We start from the raw sequence: 18,911 nt of genomic DNA, 5'->3' as shown, positions 1-18,911 counted from the left end.
AATCGGCTCAAACATGAAGAAATGAAATGACTGAGTCAGCCGAGAAGAATTTCCCCGCTTATTCGCACCTTCCCTAGCCTTGAGATGCGTGTCTGTATAGGTCGTGCCGTGGAGAAACAGTGTGTATGGAGAGGGTATTCATGGCATTACAGCGTGTCAGTTTCATTCCTCACCCTCACCCAACAAATAAACCATCAATAAATCCTCATCAGAGAGGACTAGCTTGCAGACTTGATAGATTTTTTCACTTTCTTCAGTGCCATCTGCTGCTTGAGTGGTGAAAGATAATCAATGAACAGATTGCCATCAAGATGATCAATTTCATGTTGCATCACAATTGCCAAAAACTCACTGCTCTCCATAGTGAGTTGATTTCCATGTCGATCCAATGCGGATACAACTACCGAGGAATATCGCTCAACATCAGCATAATAATCCGGGATGGACAAACATCCCTCCTGCCCGAATACCTTGTCAGTACCACTTATCACTGCCGGATTGATCAATATCAGCGGCTGATCTCTGCTCTCTGACAAGTCGATAATAACAATTGCCTCTTTACGGCCAACTTGAGTCGCCGCCAACCCGATACCATTCTCGGTCGTATACAGAGTCTCCAACATGTCATCAATCAGGCTCTGCACGGCAGTAATGTCCTCAACCTGTTCAGCTTTAATTCTCAACTTGGGATCGGGTACCGTCAAAATATCCAGAATGGCCATCATCACTCTCCATTAACCATTATTTGCTCATCAATATTCACGAAACAAGGGCCGGGACAAGGAGACAAACTCCTGGTCACTCTCCACCACTTTGTAACCGAGGCGCTCATAAAATCGTACTGCCCCCTGATTTCCTGTAAAACTGGACAAGGTCACCCGGCTTTTCCCCTCACGCTCTGCCTCGCGATGCAACAGATCCATGACGGCCGAACCCAACTGCCGACCCTGATACTGGGGAAAGATAATCAGCAGATGGACGTGCAGCGCATTGTCGTATGGCTTGCAGCAGAGTAGACCAACACGCTCACCACCCTGCAGGATCCATGAGAACCATTGCGGCTGGTACACGCGACTTAGCCGCTCACGCTGAAACTCATCATCCCAGCCAAATACCGACTCAACATAGGGATAGATACCCTGTTTGATGGCAGTGAAAACCCCTTCAGACTCACTCTTTGGCACGTCTGCCAGATCGATATGCATCTCACTCCCTGCTCAAGCCATAATTAATTCCCATTTGGATATCTTACCGACCAGCAAACAGATGAAAAGGCTATTGGCCAGAAATAGGAAGAACCTGTGCAATGCAACATCCCTAACGGATGTCGTGAAAATGCAGGCAGATGGGTCATTGAAACCAAGGGATAGCGGGAAAATGTCTGGCTGAGCACTTGGCATATGAGGGAGAATTGGGCCAGCAGCTGGCCCAATACATTTATGAGTGGCTCACCTCGTCCATAAAAATCAAGCGCAGGGGCTCTGCCAACAATGCATCGGCCTGCTTGGCAAAGGCTTGAAAATAGTCGGTCGCGCAGTGGGCATCCAGGGCGGCCTGACTGACGAAAGCTTCACGCATATAGAAGGTGTCCGGTTCGTCACGCAATTCGAACAGCACATAATCCAGGTTGCCCGGCTCGTGGCGCGTGGGCTCGACCAGCTTGAGCAGTTCATGACGCAGGCGCTCCTTCATACCAGGTCGTGCTTTGAGCACCGCAATCGACACTATTTTGTCTGACGTTATCTTCATCCATATCTCTCCACTGTCATACCATCAAGACATCAGGATGAGCCAACATCTCTGCATTTACGTTCATGAAAGCTCATCCATCAACATGGCAAGCAGTGTATGCATGGCCGGCTGATGGATATAGATGGGCAGGATGGACAGAGTGTTCCGTCGGATGAACAACGGAGGATCCGGTAGAAGCATGGCCCCCTGCTGGCAGGCATCCCTTGGTTCTGCACGCAAGAGGGGGGGTTGGCGCCACTGGGGAAAATAATCTTCAGGACGACAAAATAAACAGGTGGCACTCCATGTACTGGCAACGCACTGGTTCTCCGCCATTAGTCCGCAAACCATTGTTCTACGCTGAGGTAATAAGTGGTGAAGCCACGCCCCGACAGGGTCGTCTTCTTCACCCTAGTGGATCGTCTGGCGAGGAACCGGTATGCGGGGCGGGTGTCCAGCAGATGAAAGCGCACCTCCCGATGGCCCATGCTTCGCGCCCACCCCATCATCTCCTTGAAGATGGCAATCCCCGCCCCCCAACCCGCTTTGGCGATGACAATGGCAATCTCGACTCCCTCGCCGTCGGGTTGTATTCCGCACCAGCCAACCAGAGCGCCATCGATGACAAGGGCACGCACGCGGCAACCGGGTAACATGTCTATCCGTATCTTGTCATCCATCCAGACTCGCACACTGGCCGCATCGAAGGGGGGATGATCAATCAGATGTTTTCTCACTGTCTCATCGTTGACCAGAGGCAGAAAATCTTCTGCACTCACGTCACCGAAGGGTTTGAATTCCATGCTGCTCATAGTGAATGATCTCCAATATGGTGGGCTCGGCAGTCTGATGACTCTCCCACCGGATATTTATTCCGCCTCTGATAGTGCGAACCGTCTTTATACAAAGCAGATAAGGGCCAGGTCGTCATCTGGGCGTTCGATGATATCGATGGATTTCAAGACAGGTTGCATCGGCCGCGGAACTGTTTTGCAACTGATGAGCCAAGCCGCTGCCTGCCTTGCAACCAATGCATTTCCAACACAGCGCCCGTTGCCCGCTACAACACCTCGACCTTGACCCTGATAAGGCCGGATCTTGTGTTGCCAATGGTGCTGAAGGCAGATCTGGAGAGATCGATGATCCGCCCTCGTTTAAAAGCACCGCGGTCATTGACCTTGACCACGACGCTCTTGCCGTTGGCGATATTGGTGACCCTGACCAGGGAGCCAAAGGGTAACGTCATATGGGCAGCGGTGTTGAGGTGAGTGCGATAAGGCTCGCCGCTGGCGGTCTTTTTATTGTGGTAGCGGTCGGCGTAATAAGAGGCAAGCCCGGTTTCGGTATAACCGCGCCAACTGCCGCCGTGGCTGTCGTCATATCGGCTGCTACAGGCTGCCAGCAACAGGCAAAGAGATAACAACAGCCCTTTTTGTATGTATTGCATCTTTCCCTTCCTATCCGCCATGCGCTTTATCCTTGATCCCCTTGCCGGTATGGCCGGTCTTGTTGTCGTCACGTAAAACGGCCAGATCGGGATGGCCAGTAAAAGGTTCATAAACTGTCTCGCGGCTCCACACCCGAGGGCAACGCGGCTACTTTGTCCTATTTTGCAACTAAAACGGGAGGCCAAGCCTCCCGTTCATTTATTTACCCGTCAACCCTTGTCAGGATGTGCACCAGACGCAGGTCAGGCGATGAGCTTGTCGTCGCTAAAACCAAAGCCGCGCAGCCCTACCACGTGCACGTGCTCGTGCTTGCCCTGCACCTTGCGGATGAGCTTGTAGGTGGTGCCCTTCTCGGGACTGATGTTCTCGGGCGCGGCGATAAGCAGCTGCATATCCTGCCGCTCGCACAGCTCGAACAGGGTGGCGATGGATTTGCCATCCAGGCGCGCCGCTTCATCGAGGAACAGCAGGCGGCAAGGGGCGATATCCTTGCCGCGCAGACGGCGGGACTCCTCCTCCCAGCTGATCAGCACCATCAGCAGGATGGCCTGACCGGTACCGATTGCCTCACCGGTGGAGAGGGCGCCGCTCTCGGCACGCAGCCAGCCATCGGCCCCGCGCTGTACCTCTATCTCCAGCTCCAGATAGTTGCGATAGTCGAGCAAGACATCGCCCATCACCTGATAGCTGCGATCCCCCTGCTCGGTTTGCGGGTTGAGACGCTGGAACAGCTTGGCCATCGCCTCGGAGAAGCTGAGCTCCTTGTCGGCGAACAGATCGTTGTGCATGGCGGTTTGATCGGCCAGCGCCGTCAGCAGACGGGTATGGGCCTCGCGGATATTGACGTTGAGGCGCACCCCGCGCACCAGACCGAAGGCGATGTTCTGCAAGCCCTGGTTGAGCACCCGGATGCGGTTCTGCTCACGGCGGATGATGTTGGTGATCTTGGCCGCCACCTCGTGGGAGGAGAGCGACAGATGATTTTCCCGCTGCTTGAGCTCATCGGCGAGGCGCGCCAGCTCGATCTCCATCTCCTCGATCGCCTCCACCGGATCATCTGAGCGGATGATGTCGTTGCGGATGCGATCTTTGAGGTAACGGTAGACCTGCACGTAGAAGGCGACCTTCTGCTCGGTGCTGCGGTTGCCCTCCGACAGACGCAGCGCATCGCGCAGGGCCTCGTCATGGGCCACGGCAACCCGCAGGGCGCCGAGAGCCTTGTCAGACATGGAGCGCAGCTCGTCGCTGTCCAAGTAAGCCAGTTCGCGCTTGTTCAGACGCTTCTCGACGTCGGTGTCCCGTGCCAGACGCACCACCCTCGACCAGCTCGCCTTGTGGCTAACCAGTGATTTACGAGCCGTGAAGTAATCTTTGCCCTCCAGCTTGAGTCGACCGCCAAGGGATTCAATCTCGCGCTTGGTCACCTGCAACTGGGCCTCGGCACTGGTGCGACGGGAACGGGTGCGGATGAGCAGCTCTTCGATCTCTTTCTTGTGAGCGCGGGACTTCTCTTCCATGTCCTCCGACAGCGTCAGCCCCATGGCCGCCAGCTCCTGCTCGAACTCGTTCAGGGTCTGGCGCTTGGCCGAGGCGCTGGAATCGAGCGCGGTGCGCAGTTGCAGCGCTTCTGTGTGACGCTGGGCAATCTGCTTGTGCTGCTCACCGGCGGTGCGGGCCGCCAGCTCGGCTGCCTTGAGCTTCTCTTTGAGCCGCTCGCTCATTTCAGACGCCTTGCCCAGCAGGTCTTGCGCATCCTGATAGGCAAAGTGCGGCAGGCGGGCTACCAGCTGATCGAGGGCGTAGCAACGGCGCTTCTGCTCGGCCAGCAAGTCGCTCACCTCATCATATGCAGCCTGCAGGGCAGCGAGATCCTGCGGATCCTGACGCAGCACCTGCACCAACGACTCGAGCTTCTCCAGCGCCTTGCCGTGCTGGGCGATAAAGGCTTCGGCCTGTTTCAGCGCTTCCACATCGGCGTGAGCCGCTTCGAGACGGGCAGCCAGCTCTGTCTCGGCAAACAGGTGGGCAAAGGGCAGCATCCCCTGCACCAACTGGATATATCGGGTCAGCTGGGCGGCGGCCGCTTTGGCCTCACTCAGCTGCTTGTCGCACTCGGCTATGGCGCCCTGCAAGGTACGCAGCTCGGCCTGCTTGGCCTGCACTTCGGCTTCAGGGTCGGGACGGAAGGCGATATCCAGATGCTGGCCGATAAAGTCACGGAAGTGTCCGTAGAGGCGGTGATACTTCTGCTGCTCGAAGGCGGCCTTGGCGTAGCCCTCGATAAGATTTTCCCGCTCGAGATCGAGCTGTTCAATGCGTTTTTCCCGGGCGGCACGACCGAACAGCGGCAGATCGGGATAGCGGGAGAAGCGCACCTGACGCTTGCTGGTGCGCACCAGCACGGCGTCCCCCAGCTCGTCCGCTTCCACCAGATCCTCGTCAAAGGAATCGGGGTTGCCCTGAATGAGGTATATATCTTCCGGGCAATCTTCCAGCTTTTTCAGCCGCTCGATGGCGCCCTCAAGGTCGAGCACCACCAGGGCGCTGCGAGCCGGGCCGTAGAGGGCGGAGTAGTAAGGAGCATCGTCGATGGATATGTCGTCATAGACATCGGAGAGCAGCACGCCCCCCACCTGCTCGGCAATGCGGGCAAGGCGCGGATCAGCCTCACCAGCCCCCAGTTGCAGGTTGCGAATTTGCAGCTCCAGCGCCTGCTTCTGCGCCGCGATGCGATTGCTCTCCTGCTCGAACTCGCGCTCCTTGTCGAGCACAGTCTGCATGCCGGCCGAAAGCTCCTCGGCGGTAGCAAGCGGCAATCCGCTCTGCTCGCGCAGCTGCTCGAGCTTTTCAAAGGACTTGAGCCAGCGCGGTGCCAGCTTGGTCAGCTCGCCGATATCGCGGCCCAGCTGGACGCCCTGATGCTCAAGGCTGGCGCGACGCTGATTCAGATCGCTCTGCTGATCGGCCAGCTCTTCCTGACGGGTGCGCTGGGCCTCAAGAAACAGCTCCAGCTCGTCTTGGCTCGCGATCTGCTGGCCAGAGGCTTGATGCAATTCGTCGCGCAACTTGAAGAGATTCTTCTGGCTTTCACTCTCTTTTTCGAGGCGAGCCAGCGCGGCGCGCAGCCCTTGCCCCTGGGCAATGCGGGCCTTGTCTTCGATGTGACGCTTGAGCAGCGCCTGCGCCGTAGGCCAGGCTGCCTCGCGCGCTGTCTCGGGTGCGATGCTCAAAAGCAGCGCCAACGCAGCTTCGTGTTCGGCCACCGCCGCCTTGGCCAGCGCCAGCTGCTGCTCAGCCCCCAGCACACGGCTGGTGAGGCTCTGCTCGGCGGCGCGGAACTGATGCAAAGTGTCGCTCGCCTGTTCGGCAGTCAGCCCCGGCAACTCGCACTGTTCGCGGGCGTTCTCCAGCGCCTGCACCGCCTGACGGTACTGGATGGCGCGGGTCTGCTGAATGTCCAGTGCCTGCTGGTAGTCGGCCAGCTGGGTCTTGAGGCTGTCTACCTCTGCCTGTGCCAGCTCCTTGCGCTCTTCCACTTCCAGCAGCTGACCGTGGATCTCCTCCACGATCGCCTGCTGCTGCTCGAGCTTGTCGACAAGCTCCGCCAGATCGGCGCGATACATCTCTATCTTCTTTTGCAGAGCAACCGCAGCCATCACCTTGGCCAGATGCTCGGCGGCAGATTCCAGCTCGTCGGTCAGCAATTTCTCACGGTTGGTGAGCTGATCCACCTCGTCAGCCAGATAGATGGCACGCTGCTTCTCTTCAGCCAGCAAGCGGCGTTTGCCTGCCAGCTCCTGCCGCGCCTTGAGGGCCAGCTCTGAGAGACGGTTCTTTTCGGCGGCGTTGCGCACATAGTCCGCCGCCACATAGTGGGTGGTCTCGGTGATCAGGTTCTTGAACAGATCCCGCTGGCCCTGCGTCTCTTTGATGGCTTCCAGGGTGCGGCGGTTCTCGTAGATGGCCGCCTCCATGTCCTGGAATGCCTTGCGCACACCGGAGTTCTCCGGCAGCAGGTATTCACGCAAGGAACGGCTGATGGACGAGGAGATGCCGCCGTAGAGGGAGGCTTCGATCAGGCGGTAGAACTTGCCGCGATCCTTCTGGTCGCGCAACTTCTTCGGCGTGATGCCGAACTCGAACATGAAGTTGTGATAGTCGGTCACCGTATTGAACTTGGCGACCTTCATGGCTCCCAGCTCGGCGGCCGCCCCTTTCAGATCGGTAAAGGCGCGCACCCGGCCCTTGCCGTCGTCGAGCTTTTCCAGCAGCAGATCGGTGGGTTGCAGTTGCTCGGGCACATCCACCAGCGCGAACGGGGTGATGTTGACCTTGTTGTCACGGTTGGCCACCTGCTCCAGATGGACGCCGACCCAGATCCGCTGTTCGCGGCTGTTCATCACCTCGAGTACCGAATAGCAGTGGCCGCGCTGCAGCTTGCCGTAGAGCCCCTTGTCACGGGAAGCACTGGAGGAGCCCGCTTCCGTGGTGTTGCGGAAATGGAGCAGGGATTGATCAGGGATCAGTGCCGCGATAAAGGCCGCCATTGTGGTGGACTTGCCCGCCCCGTTGCCGCCAGAGAGGGTGGTGACCAGCTGGTCGAGATCGAAGGTGCGGGCGAAGAAGCCGTTCCAGTTGACCATGGTCAGGGATTTGAATTTGCCTCTCACGACACACTCTCCATCAAAGCAAAGGGCTCCATCAGGGCCTTGTATTTAACGCTGCAGGTCATCTTCAACCTCCAGTTCAAGCTGTTCTTCATCAAGATCCGCTTCAATATCTTCAAACAGCGAATCGCTGCTCGGCATCTCGTCATCGTGGAAGATGGCCTCCCCCTCCTGGATCATCCGCAGCTGAACGGCGCGGGGATCTTCATCGGAGCGCACGTCGGCGGCAAAGCGGAACACGGATTCGTTAACCCGAAATTTGTCGCTGTTGCCAAGGGCAGTGATCATGCCAAGGCGACGCAATCGGCGCATGGAGGTGCGGATCTTTTCGAGCAGCTTCTTCTTATCGAGATCGGTGCCGCCGGAGCGGCTGTTGACCATGCGCAGCAGCTGCTTCTCGTCGGCAAGGCTCAACACCTCTTCTTGCAGCTCGCCCATGGCGAACACCCCTTCCGAGGCCAGGCGATCCGGGCTCAAGTACAGGTAGCAGAGCACTTTGCCCACCAGCATATCGAGCTCGGAGAGCACAGTGGTGCCGATGTCGGCGCTGGGGCGCGGGCGCAGATAGAAGAAGCCTTCCGGCGCCTTGATCAGCTCCACCTGATAGCGGCCGTAGAAGATCTCCAGCTCGTTGTGGTACTCCACCAGCGCCGAGTGCTGTTCGAAATCGTCGGCACTGATGTGACGGCCGGAGCGCAAGGCGGTGTCGATGCGCGGAAACAAGGGGTTGGCAATCGCCTCTGCGAGCCGCAGCGGCAAGGGAAACTCAGTATTGATCAATGACATAGGCCTGAACCTTGGATCCAGCTTGGTTAATGGGTTTCCATGCGGGTTGGCGGTGCAGCTCGCGCTCACCGCTGGCATGGCCCAGGCGCACGGCCTGGTCGATCAGAAGACGCGCCACATCGAAATGGGCGTGAGCCGGGTAATCCAGCAGGTATTCCCGCAGCACATCGGCCACATCCAGCTGATGGCCCTGCTCGGGATAGCGGGCGAGGTAGCGCTCGATGCGCTCCGCCAGCGCCTGATTGATGTCCACCATCTCCATGTACTCCATCTCGAGGGGAACCTCACCGGTCACCTCCTCGTCGTGGATGGCAATGGTTTCATCCCGCAGCTCCAGCAGACGGGGCTCCTCGGCGATGCGCAGCTGCCAGTTGTGCTGCTCGAAATTGCGAATGGAGTCGCGCAGCCGCTGGCTGAAGGCGCGGTTCTTGTCCATGTCGATGGCGTTGCGGATAAATTTGTGGACGTGACGATCGTAACGGGACCAGAGCTCGATGCACTGCTGGCCCCAGCTGGTGATCACATCAAGCCGTCCCTGCAGGGCATGGGTCAGCTCCTCGACGTGAAACAGATCGTCGCGCCCTTGCGCTGCTTCCTGAATATTGAGCAGTCCCGCCTGCAGGCGGTGACCGGCAGCGTCCAGGGTATCTTGCAGCTCACGCAGGGTCTGGCCTGTCTCGTGCAGCAGTTTTTCGCAGCTGTGGATGGCATCGACCCAGTTCTGGGTCAACAGGGCCGCTATCTCGCTCTTGACCTGATTTTGTTGCTCATCCATGGCGCGCTGGGTCAAGTCGATACGACCGAGCGTCTCTTCCAGCGAGAAGGTGAGCCGTGGCAGTACCTCGGCATCCCACTGCTCGCGGGTATTGGTCTCGAGCGCCGCCTTGCGGGCGGTGTCGAGCTCGGCCGCCAGGTGTTCTAGCAGGATGGAGAGCTTGATGGAGTCAACCTGACGCTGATCCATAAAGAAGTCGACGATCCCCATCCCCAGCCGCGACAGGCGATAGAGACTCTCCCCCGCCACCATGTCGGTGTTGAAGCGCGACAGCAGTTGCTGGCGAATGAGATCGTTGATGGCGTTGTTGGCACGACCTGTGAGGGTCTCGTCCATCTGGCCAAAGGCGTTGCTGACATAGCCAAAGGCATCGTGCAGCGCCGCTTCCGACAGGTCCGATTCATCTTCGGACAGTGTCTTGATTGCAATCAGAAAGGCCAGCCGGTCGGTAGGCAGGCTCAGCGCCAACCCCTCCTGCCTGACCCACCCTACTATCTCCGGCACAGAACGCTCGGGCAGGGTACGGGATGTACTCATCATGACGTTGTCATCTCGTTGTTATCCGTGGGACGGTCTCATCATATGAAACTGACCATCTCGTTGTTATTACAAGGCTGCCAGACAGACTGCTTGTCAGCTTGACGGTTTCTGCGCCATCACATGGATATAGCGACCCAGGGAGATAAACGGCTCCTGGCGACAATATTGCTGCTCCATGGCCAGCAGATCATCGAACTTCTCGACCTGATCCTGCTTGTGGCGCATGTAGTCGTGAATGACCCGCACCCCCGTCTTGCCGATGATCTTGAGGCCCCCTCGCCCAATCCAGTCGTAGACCTGTTCAGGCAACTGCGGATTGGTGGGGGTCAGGGCGGTCTGGCGCTTCTTGCGCAGGCCGAGGCGCACATAGTCGAAATTGCCCACCACCAGACTCTGAAACAACAGACCATGACGGTTGTAAAAAAGCAGCGACAGTATGCCCCCTGCATTGACGAAAGGGAACAGACCGAGCAGGGTCTGGCGCGGCTCGGCAAGCCACTCCAGCACGGCGTGACAGAGCACCAGATCAAAGGTGCCGGTCACCTGGCTCTTGAGATCCTGAATGGGGCAATGGATGAGACGAATTCTGTCTTCCAGCCCCTTTTCAGCGATCTGGACCCGTGCAAGTTCAAGCATTTCGGCGGAGAGATCGCACAGCTCCACCTGATGACCCATGGCTGCCAGCTTCTGGGCAAAATAGCCAAATCCGCCCCCCGCATCCAGGATGCGCAGGGGCCGGTTGCCAAGGCGAGCCAGGCAGGCTTCGATGTCGCTCCAGACCACAGTGGTGCGAATACGCCCCTTGGTGGAGTCATAAATGTTGCGAGCAAACTTGTCGGCACGCCCGTCAAAACTCTGATCTTGCTTCAAGACTCACTCAACTTTTGGCCGCAGCATTGGGCCTGACGAAAAAAGAGGGGTATTCTGTCACATCCCGAATTTGCTGAAAACTCAAGGACGACATCCCAGTGTTTGAGCTCAACTTGTTTGTTATCAAGAAATGGCTAGGCCAATTGCTGATGCCACTGCCCTTTTCCCTCTCCTTATTGCTGCTGGCACTTTTGCTCCTCTGGTTCACCCGCTTTCAGAAAACCGGCAAGCTGCTGGCGACCTGCTCCCTGGTCATTGTTGCTCTGATGGGGACGCGGCCGGTGAGCTATGAGCTGGCCAGAGGGCTGGAGCAGAGCTTCCCGCCGTTCGAGATAAGCCAACACCCGGATATAGAGGCTATCGTGGTGCTGGGCAACGGCCATGTGAGCGATCCGGCGGTGCCCGAGCGCGCCTGGCAGAACAATATCGCCCTCGCAAGAACCCTGGAAGGAGTTCGCCTCGCCCAGGCTTACCCCCAGGCTACACTGGTCTTCTCCGGCTATGTATCGGGGGATCCCCTCTCCAACGCCGAGGTCAATGCCCGCATGGCGGCCAGCCTGGGGATAGAGAGATCCCGAATGACGTTGTTTGAAAACAACAAAGACACCCATGACGAGGCCGTCAGCATCAGCCGTTATCTCAAGGGCAAGCGGGTGGCGCTGGTCAGTTCGGCCACCCACCTGCCGCGAGCCATGGCGCTGTATCAAGGGCAGGGACTCGATGCAGTGCCGGCCCCCACCGACTACACAGCCAAGCAGAGTCAGGTGGCGCAACCCCTCTACAGCTACCTGCCGAAGGGGCGTTATCTGATGTATTCCGAGGCTGCCATTCACGAATGGATTGGGGTATGGTGGGCCCGTTTGCGAGGGCAGGTTAACGATTGAGCAATCGAGCCTTTCATTCCTGATTTGGATCAGGAAAGCGAAAAAAAATTACGTCATTTGCCGCCGGGTCAGCTATCTTGGGCTCGGTTCAATTCATATAATGTCGCGCAATCAAATGCCTAGGAGAGTTACAAGATGAGACAGCACCTGGTAATGGGTAACTGGAAACTGAACGGTACCAAAGCTTCTGTAGAAGCTCTGATCAAAGGACTGACCCCGGCTGCTGCCGCTCATCCTTCCGTGCAAGTCGCCGTCTGCCCGCCGGTTATCTTTTTGGGTCTGGTTGAGCAGCTGACCGCAGGCAGCAAGATTGCCTACGGTGCCCAGAATGCCGACGTTCACGAGTCCGGCGCCTTCACCGGCGAGAACGCCCCCTCCATGCTCAAAGCCTTCGGTTGCACCTACTCCCTGGTCGGTCACAGCGAGCGCCGTACCCTGCACGCAGAGAACGACGACGTGGTAGCCGCCAAGTACGAAGCCATCCAGAAAGCGGGCCTGATCCCCGTATTGTGCATCGGTGAGACCCTGGAGCAGTTCGAAGCCGGCGTGACCAAGACAGTAGTTGAGACCCAGCTGAAAGCCGTCATCGACCGTTGCGGCATCGCCTCCTTCAGCAACGCCGTGGTTGCCTACGAGCCGGTATGGGCCATCGGTACCGGCAAGACTGCTACCCCGGAAATCGCTCAATCCGTTCACGCTCACATCCGTCAGTACCTGGCCGGTTTTGATGGCGCCGTGGCTGCCAAAGTACAGATCCTGTACGGCGGTTCCGTCACTGGTGCAACCGCTGCCGACCTGTTCGGTCAGCCGGACATCGACGGTGGCCTGGTGGGTGGCGCGTCCCTGAAAGTGGACGACTTCTCCCAGATCATCGCTGGCGCAGCCAAGTAAGCTGTTGCCCAAGAGGGGGCTGGCCCCCTCTTGCATATCGCTTTTCCTATGGCGGCCCCCGCATCCCATACGAAAGCCGATATAGTAAAAATGGCTTGTCTCATTTATAAAACTTCGTATTCGACAACTCAGATCCAGAGGCACTCATGACCAAACAACTCAAACGTATTGGTGTTTTGACCAGTGGTGGTGACGCACCGGGTATGAACGCAGCCATTCGCGCCGTAGTGCGCGCCGGTCTGCATCATGGCCTGGAAGTTTATGGCATCTATGATGGCTACCTCGGTCTGCATCAGGACAGGATCGTCAAGCTGGAGCGTCACAGCGTCTCCGACGTGGTGAACCGTGGCGGTACCTTCCTGGGTTCTGCCCGTTTCCCCGCCTTCAAAGATCCGGCCGTGCGTGCCGAAGCGATCGAAAACCTGAAAAAGCACGGCATCGATGCCCTGGTGGTGATCGGCGGTGACGGCTCCTACATGGGTGCCAAGAAGCTGACCGAAGAGGGTTTCCCCTGCATCGGCCTGCCGGGCACCATCGACAACGACATCGCCGGTACCGACTTCACCATCGGCTTTGATACCGCCCTGAACGTGGTGGTTGACGCCATCGACCGTCTGCGCGACACCTGCAGCTCCCACCACCGTATTTCAGTGGTCGAGATCATGGGTCGCCACTGCGGCGATCTGGCCATGTCTGCCGCCGTTGCTGGCGGTGCCGAGTACGTGATAGTGCCGGAAGTGGCCTTTGACAAAGAGAAGCTGCTGCAACAGATCAAGGAAGGCGAAGCCAAAGGCAAAAAACACGCCATCATCACCATCTGTGAACACGTCACCGACGTGAATGCGCTGGCCAAGGACATCGAAGCCATGACTGGCCGCGAAACCCGCGCCACCATACTGGGTCACATCCAGCGTGGCGGCTCGCCGACTGCGCGCGATCGCATCATGTCCAGCCGCATGGGTGCCTTCGCCGTCGAACAGCTGCTGGCGGGCCAGGGTGGCCGCTGTGTCGGTATCCAGGGCAACGAGATGGTGCACCACGACATCATCGACTGCATCGAGAACCTGAAGCGCCCGTTCGATCAGGAGCTGTACGATCTCTCCACCACCCTGTTCTAAGCCGCATGGCTTGCATCAGGTTGTTGTGACAAAAACCCTCCGTTGGAGGGTTTTTTAATCCGCCTTGTTTATCGCAGCGTCAGCAGTAAACAGAGGCATTGCATGCCAGGCTTTACTGGCACTCCGCTTTACTCTTCATCTCACTCTTCTCGTTCGCCCGCACCACTCACACAAGACTGATTGGCTCACTCGGCCACTCAAGACTGTCACCAGGGTCCGCTGACTTGCTGCGCGAAGCCAGGGGTACGCTGTCGGTGGCCATACTGGGTGATTGGGAAGTGCCTCAGCGCCCCCCTGCAACGCCAACCCTTGTCACCACTCGCCCCCGCCCTTCTCCCGTATTTTTCAGGCTCTTTCCTCCTATTCTTCCCCATCACACTCTCAAGCTGTCGTGAAAACGCCACAAACCGCTCGGGGAAGAAGCCGATGGCAGCGCCGTGACTGTGCAGCGAGTTACTGATCAACGGCCAATAGGCACCTGCAAACGCCAAAAATACCGACCCGCAATGTCACTCAACCCGCATCCACAGGCGCATGGTATCGGGAAAATGTGAAATCCCTTCCCGCTGGCCCCGGCGGCTCTTTATCCCAGTGAAAGCCCACCTTTTTCATCCTTTTTATCCCTCTGACTGAAAAACAAGAAGAGTGACAATCCCCTGCAAGTTATGCCACCCATGGCCTGCCCGCTTTCATTGAACCAAAAACTGGATATCAACACCCTATCTCCCGCTGAGACCGCCAACCCTGCTTGTGGCGACATTTTCAGGCGCAGCAGGAGACCACTTTTGCTCATAAAACTGGTAGAACCCAATAAAAGCTCCATATAAAACCCACCATAAACATCACAACACAAGAACATAACCATTTGAATTTATATATAAAAATAGAAAACCAGCAAGTCCCCCGCTATAGAAATGAACGGAGTGGTGATAAAACACCCTCAAGAATACAAAAACAAGGCTTAGCACCCATCACCGCGACAATAAGCCACATAATTACATTTTGCCGTTGTGTTACTGCACAGTTATGGTATCTTGGTCCCATCAAGAGTCAGCCAAGGGAGACAAAATATGAAAGAGTTTGTTGTTACTGCCGTTTTTACCGTGTTTTTCACTCTGGTTGCCGTCTCTCTGCCGTCGCTGTCACAGCTCTGAGCCGGTTAATTATCCAGAATCCTGTATTACTGAATGACAACCATCGCTTTGGCGCTGACTAATCCACCGCTTTCTGTCTTTTTTGACTGCCTCACTCGAGATGATGCCTGAAACGGAATTTAGAACGGGTTGATGCACACTAAACAAGCTGGACGTCACCGCCATCACCAACAAGGGGAGCCTCATCGCTCCCCTTGTTGCATTTTGTCAGCGGGATTTACTCTTGCCCCCCTGCCCGTCACAATATCCGCTGAACTCGCCACGCAGGAATTACCATGACACAAGATGCTCTTCGCCATTGGCGTCGTGATCTTCATCGTCTGCCCGAAGCGGCCTGGTGTGAATTTCGCACCAGCTCCCTCATTGCTCACCACCTCTCAAAACTCGGATTTGAAGTCATGCTGGGTGACAAGCTGCTGGCCAGCAACCTCATCATGGGACGGGAGGTAGACGTACAAGCCCAGAAGGAGCGCGCCCTGCGTCAGGGGGCGCATCCCGACTGGCTGGCGCGCATTGAAGAGATAACGGGTGTGATGGGAGTATGGGACAGCGGTCGTCCCGGCCCGACCCTGGCCTTTCGCTTCGACATCGATGCAGTAGAAGTGGACGAGAGCCAAGATGAGCTGCATCCCCCCAGCCAGGAGGGGTGGCAGTCTCGCAACGCCGGTTGGATGCACGCCTGTGCCCACGACGGCCACACCGCCATCGGTTTGGTGCTGGCCGAGCGGATAGCAGCCCTGGCAGAGCGACTCAGCGGCCGCATCAAGCTGTTCTTCCAGCCCGCCGAAGAAGGGTGCCGTGGTGGCAAGGCACTGGCAGCCGGCGGTCAGCTCGACGATGTGGATGCCCTGCTGGCGCTGCACATCGGCATTCATGCGGCCAGTGGCGAGCTGGTGGTCAATCCCACCGAGTTTCTCTGCTCAACCAAATTCGATGTGGAGTTTATGGGGCGCGCCGCCCACGCGGGCCTTGAGCCCAACGCGGGCAGCAACGCGCTGGCGGCAGCCTGTACGGCGACCACAGCCATGCTCGGCATTGCCCGACATCGCGATGGCATGACCCGCATCAACGTGGGCCAGCTCAGCGGTGGCAGCGGTCGCAACGTGATCCCGGGCCATGCCCGCCTGCAGGGAGAGACCCGTGGTGCCACCCCGGCGCTCAACGACTACATGTTCGGCCAGGTGCAGCAGATAGTGGAAGGGGCCGCCATGATGCAGGGAGCCACCTACCTCATTCGCAAGCAGGGAGAAGCCATCGGCATCGAGAACAGCCCGACCCTGCTTGAAGAGATAGTGCCGCTTGCTCAGGCGCTCAAACTTGAGACCATCCACACCCGCCGCTTTGGCGCCAGCGAGGATGCGGGCTTTCTCATCGAGCGGGTGCAGCGTAACGGTGGCGAAGCCGCCTACCTGATCCTAGGAGCCAATCTGGCCGCGCCTCATCACCATCCGGAGTTCGACTTCGACGAAGCCGTGCTGGAACACGGGGTTGCCCTGCTCGAATCCTGGCTGCTCGGCCGCCTCGGTACCTGATCCCCTCAAGATGACAAAAGGCAGCCTTGATGGCTGCCTTTTGTGTGTCTGGCGATCCGCGAGCTGCCCTGGTGCTTACTGCCCCAGCACTATGGTGGGGAGATGGGCGAAGTGGTGGATCTCGTGGGTCGCCTCGCACTCGGTGTCGTGACGTGCCGGATTGTACCAGCAGGTGGCCAGCCCCTGGGCCGCCGCACCGGCGATGTCGGTCTTGGGGTTGTCCCCCACCATCAACACCCGCGCCGGGCTCGGCTGCCCCATCAAGGCAAGGGTATGCTGGAAAATGGCGGCGGCCGGCTTGGTCACCTGCACTTCGTCAGAAATGACCAGTGGCTCGAACCACTCGCTCCAGCCCAGTTTGCTGAGGCGGCCACGCTGCGGCAGGCTGAAGCCGTTGGTAATGATCCCCATCCTAACCTGGCCCTTGAGGGCTTCCAGTGTCTCGACGACCCCTTCAAGGGGCACGCTCAGGGCAATGATCTGCTGCAAGAAGGTGTCGTTCATCGCCATGGGCGCCACGTCCACCTGCTCGGCGAACAGGGAGAAACGGGTCTGCTGCAGGTGCGCTGCATCAATTTCGCCCGAATTGTACTGTTGCCACAGCCGGTGGTTGAGGGCGTGATACTCCGCCATCTTGGGGGGAGTGGGCGCCACACCGTAGATCTGCAGGGTCTGCTCCAGGGCCTGGGCGACCGGGAAATCGAGCAGTGTTTCGTCCAGATCGAACAACACCCAGTCATAACTTGGTACTTTCACGTTATTCCTTAATTTTCTTGTTCATCGAGTTCATGGCGGCGGCCCAACGGGCTGCCCAGCAAGTCCAGCGTCAACCTGACCCCGAATCCGGTCACTTCGCTGCTGACCACGCCATTGCCCCCCTTGCTGCGAAAACCGCTCAAATCGAGGTGCAACCAGGGGGTCTGCTGGGGCACAAAGCGGTTGAGAAAACGGGCGGCATCGATGTGATCCGGCGACGCGCCCGGCGCACACTGTAGCAGATCGGCCCACTCGCTATCGAGGTTGTCATCGTAGTCTTCATCAAGCGGGAAGGGCCAGATCCGCTCGCCGCTGCGCTGGCCAAGACTTATCAAGTCACAAAGCCACTGAGGCTGGTTGGTAAAGGCACCGCTGTAGCGGCTGCCCAGCGCCCGTTTGCAGGCACCGGTCAGGGTGGCGTAATCGATCAGCAGATCCGGATTGTCCTGTACCGCCATGCAGAGGGTATCCGCCAGCACCATGCGCCCTTCGGCATCGGTATCCACCACCTCTATGGTGGTGCCGTTGAGCGCGGTTACCACCTCCCCCGGCCGGTAAGCCAGCGGGCCTATGTGGTTTTCTGCGATGGCAAGCCAGCAGTGCACCTCATAGGGCAGACTGGCCCGGCTGATCGCATAGAGAGCACCCAGCGCCACGGCACTGCCGCCCATGTCCAGGTGCATGCCATACATGCTGCCGGCGACCTTGAGGTTGTAGCCACCCGAGTCATGGCAGATCCCCTTGCCTACCAGTGCCACCCGGCGCACCGGATTGGGCGGGCAGTAGCTGAGCTTGACCATGGCGGCCTGGTTGTCTTCTGAACCTCTCGCCACTGCGATGAAGGCGCCGGCGCCCCGCTCAGCCAGCTGGGCCTGATCGTACTCGAACCACTGCCACCCTTCGACCTGAGCCAACTGGCGTACCCACTCCCGATAGCTGCGCGCGGTGAGATCGGAGGCTGGCGACACCGCCAGATGCCGAGCCATGCCGTTGCCTTCGGCTTCGGCGTAGATCCGCGCCAGATCCAGCACACAGCGCGGTGACACCGCAATCTGCTGATAGCGCCACTCGTCCTCGACACAGTGCTTGTGACTGGGCATGGGTACGTTTGCCGCCAGCAGACAAGCCAGTGCCAGCTCGGCCAGCAGCGCCCTGTCTCCTTCGTCAAACCCTTCAAGGTGTACCCCCATCCGCTCGATCTTGAGGCCCGCCAAGGGGACTACCCAGGATCTGGCCTGCTTGTAGAGGGCGTGATCACGTACAGGATGGCTGCCCATGAAGACCACCAGTTGCAGGCTGTTATGCTGCACCATGCTGTAGGGAGCCTTCTGGCCCAGCGCTATCTGGGTCGCAACGGGGGCGAATTCGGGCATGGCAAGGACATGATCACGCAACTCTTCCGCGATCAGCAACAAGTTGGCCGAGAGCCCGTTGGTCATGGCCTGACTCAGGGTGGCATCATGAATATCGATTTGAGGGGGGAGATAAGTGAAATTTTGCATCATTGGGCAAGGCCCTCGTCCATGAAGAGATATCACTGATGATACCCAACAAAACGCGAAGACGACCAGATTTACACTTGAAAATCAATATCAAGCGTCATGATGCACTGAGGTGACGAACGGCCGGACACACTGGGAAATATAAGGAGGGGGTAATACAGAAAGAGGGAAATAACGGAAAGTTGGTTGCGGGGGCCAGATTTGAACTGACGACCTTCGGGTTATGAGCCCGACGAGCTACCGAGCTGCTCCACCCC

At 58.1% G+C, this 18,911-nt stretch carries 16 protein-coding genes and 1 tRNA gene; 4 read left to right on the top strand and 13 right to left on the bottom strand.

Annotation, left to right across the window (positions count from 1 at the left end; translation table 11 throughout):
* Positions 1–218: 218 nt before the first annotated feature.
* The 9 genes from def to cmoM form a co-directional block, all read right to left on the bottom strand.
* A complete protein-coding gene (gene def / locus OKC28_RS16620; protein ID WP_256688396.1) occupies positions 219–722 on the bottom strand; it encodes a peptide deformylase in 504 nt (167 codons plus the stop codon).
* Between the two features lie 30 nt (positions 723–752).
* Positions 753–1,205: a GNAT family N-acetyltransferase gene (locus tag OKC28_RS16615; RefSeq protein ID WP_256688289.1), complete on the bottom strand. Its 453-nt coding sequence runs from the start codon at positions 1,203–1,205 to the stop codon at positions 753–755.
* Positions 1,206–1,437: 232 nt separating this feature from the next.
* The gene (locus tag OKC28_RS16610; RefSeq protein WP_256688288.1) at positions 1,438–1,749 is read right to left on the bottom strand and encodes a putative quinol monooxygenase; all 312 of its coding nucleotides are present in this window, start codon (positions 1,747–1,749) and stop codon (positions 1,438–1,440) included.
* A 317-nt stretch (positions 1,750–2,066) separates the two neighbouring features.
* The gene (locus OKC28_RS16605; protein ID WP_256688287.1) at positions 2,067–2,543 is read right to left on the bottom strand and encodes a GNAT family N-acetyltransferase; all 477 of its coding nucleotides are present in this window, start codon (positions 2,541–2,543) and stop codon (positions 2,067–2,069) included.
* A gap of 248 nt (positions 2,544–2,791) precedes the next feature.
* Positions 2,792–3,178 (bottom strand): septal ring lytic transglycosylase RlpA family protein, encoded by a 387-nt coding sequence (locus tag OKC28_RS16600; RefSeq protein WP_256688285.1) that lies wholly within the window; start codon positions 3,176–3,178, stop codon positions 2,792–2,794.
* Between the two features lie 243 nt (positions 3,179–3,421).
* Complete coding sequence (gene mukB, locus OKC28_RS16595; protein ID WP_270690390.1) at positions 3,422–7,849, bottom strand: chromosome partition protein MukB; 4,428 nt, start codon at positions 7,847–7,849, stop codon at positions 3,422–3,424.
* Between the two features lie 45 nt (positions 7,850–7,894).
* Positions 7,895–8,632, bottom strand: a complete 738-nt coding sequence (mukE, locus tag OKC28_RS16590; protein WP_021140832.1) for a chromosome partition protein MukE — start codon at positions 8,630–8,632, stop codon at positions 7,895–7,897.
* Positions 8,613–9,947 (bottom strand): chromosome partition protein MukF, encoded by a 1,335-nt coding sequence (gene mukF, locus OKC28_RS16585; protein WP_005311139.1) that lies wholly within the window; start codon positions 9,945–9,947, stop codon positions 8,613–8,615. Before mukF ends, mukE begins: the two co-directional genes overlap by 20 nt.
* Positions 9,948–10,040: 93 nt before the next feature.
* Positions 10,041–10,817, bottom strand: a complete 777-nt coding sequence (cmoM, locus tag OKC28_RS16580) for a tRNA uridine 5-oxyacetic acid(34) methyltransferase CmoM (protein ID WP_096119564.1) — start codon at positions 10,815–10,817, stop codon at positions 10,041–10,043.
* A 113-nt stretch (positions 10,818–10,930) separates the two neighbouring features.
* Here cmoM and elyC point away from each other — a divergent pair, with 113 nt between their 5' ends.
* The 3 genes from elyC (at position 10,931) to pfkA (ending at position 13,710) form a co-directional block, all read left to right on the top strand.
* Positions 10,931–11,701: an envelope biogenesis factor ElyC gene (gene elyC, locus OKC28_RS16575; RefSeq protein ID WP_256688395.1), complete on the top strand. Its 771-nt coding sequence runs from the start codon at positions 10,931–10,933 to the stop codon at positions 11,699–11,701.
* A 135-nt stretch (positions 11,702–11,836) separates the two neighbouring features.
* Complete coding sequence (gene tpiA, locus OKC28_RS16570) at positions 11,837–12,592, top strand: triose-phosphate isomerase (RefSeq protein WP_005311133.1); 756 nt, start codon at positions 11,837–11,839, stop codon at positions 12,590–12,592.
* Between the two features lie 146 nt (positions 12,593–12,738).
* Positions 12,739–13,710 carry a 6-phosphofructokinase gene (gene pfkA / locus OKC28_RS16565; RefSeq protein WP_005311131.1) on the top strand — a complete coding sequence of 324 codons (972 nt, stop codon included), beginning with the start codon at positions 12,739–12,741 and terminating at the stop codon, positions 13,708–13,710.
* 583 nt (positions 13,711–14,293) lie between these two features.
* On the opposite strand, the gene OKC28_RS16560 is transcribed toward pfkA, so the two are convergent.
* Complete coding sequence (locus OKC28_RS16560) at positions 14,294–14,533, bottom strand: hypothetical protein (RefSeq protein WP_059111976.1); 240 nt, start codon at positions 14,531–14,533, stop codon at positions 14,294–14,296.
* Positions 14,534–15,139: 606 nt separating this feature from the next.
* Here OKC28_RS16560 and OKC28_RS16555 point away from each other — a divergent pair.
* Complete coding sequence (locus tag OKC28_RS16555; protein ID WP_256688283.1) at positions 15,140–16,396, top strand: amidohydrolase; 1,257 nt, start codon at positions 15,140–15,142, stop codon at positions 16,394–16,396.
* A 75-nt stretch (positions 16,397–16,471) separates the two neighbouring features.
* Here OKC28_RS16555 and yjjG read toward each other — a convergent pair whose 3' ends face one another.
* The 3 genes from yjjG to OKC28_RS16540 form a co-directional block, all read right to left on the bottom strand.
* Complete coding sequence (gene yjjG / locus OKC28_RS16550) at positions 16,472–17,152, bottom strand: pyrimidine 5'-nucleotidase (protein WP_256688282.1); 681 nt, start codon at positions 17,150–17,152, stop codon at positions 16,472–16,474.
* Between the two features lie 8 nt (positions 17,153–17,160).
* Positions 17,161–18,657: a M17 family metallopeptidase gene (locus OKC28_RS16545; RefSeq protein ID WP_256688281.1), complete on the bottom strand. Its 1,497-nt coding sequence runs from the start codon at positions 18,655–18,657 to the stop codon at positions 17,161–17,163.
* Positions 18,658–18,837: 180 nt separating this feature from the next.
* A tRNA-Met gene (locus OKC28_RS16540) sits at positions 18,838–18,911 on the bottom strand.

Source organism: Aeromonas sp. D3, from assembly GCF_027705025.1.
Taxonomy (GTDB): domain Bacteria; phylum Pseudomonadota; class Gammaproteobacteria; order Enterobacterales; family Aeromonadaceae; genus Aeromonas; species Aeromonas salmonicida.
Note: the sequence above shows the minus strand (reverse complement) of the source record. Positions and strands in the feature narration are given on the sequence as shown.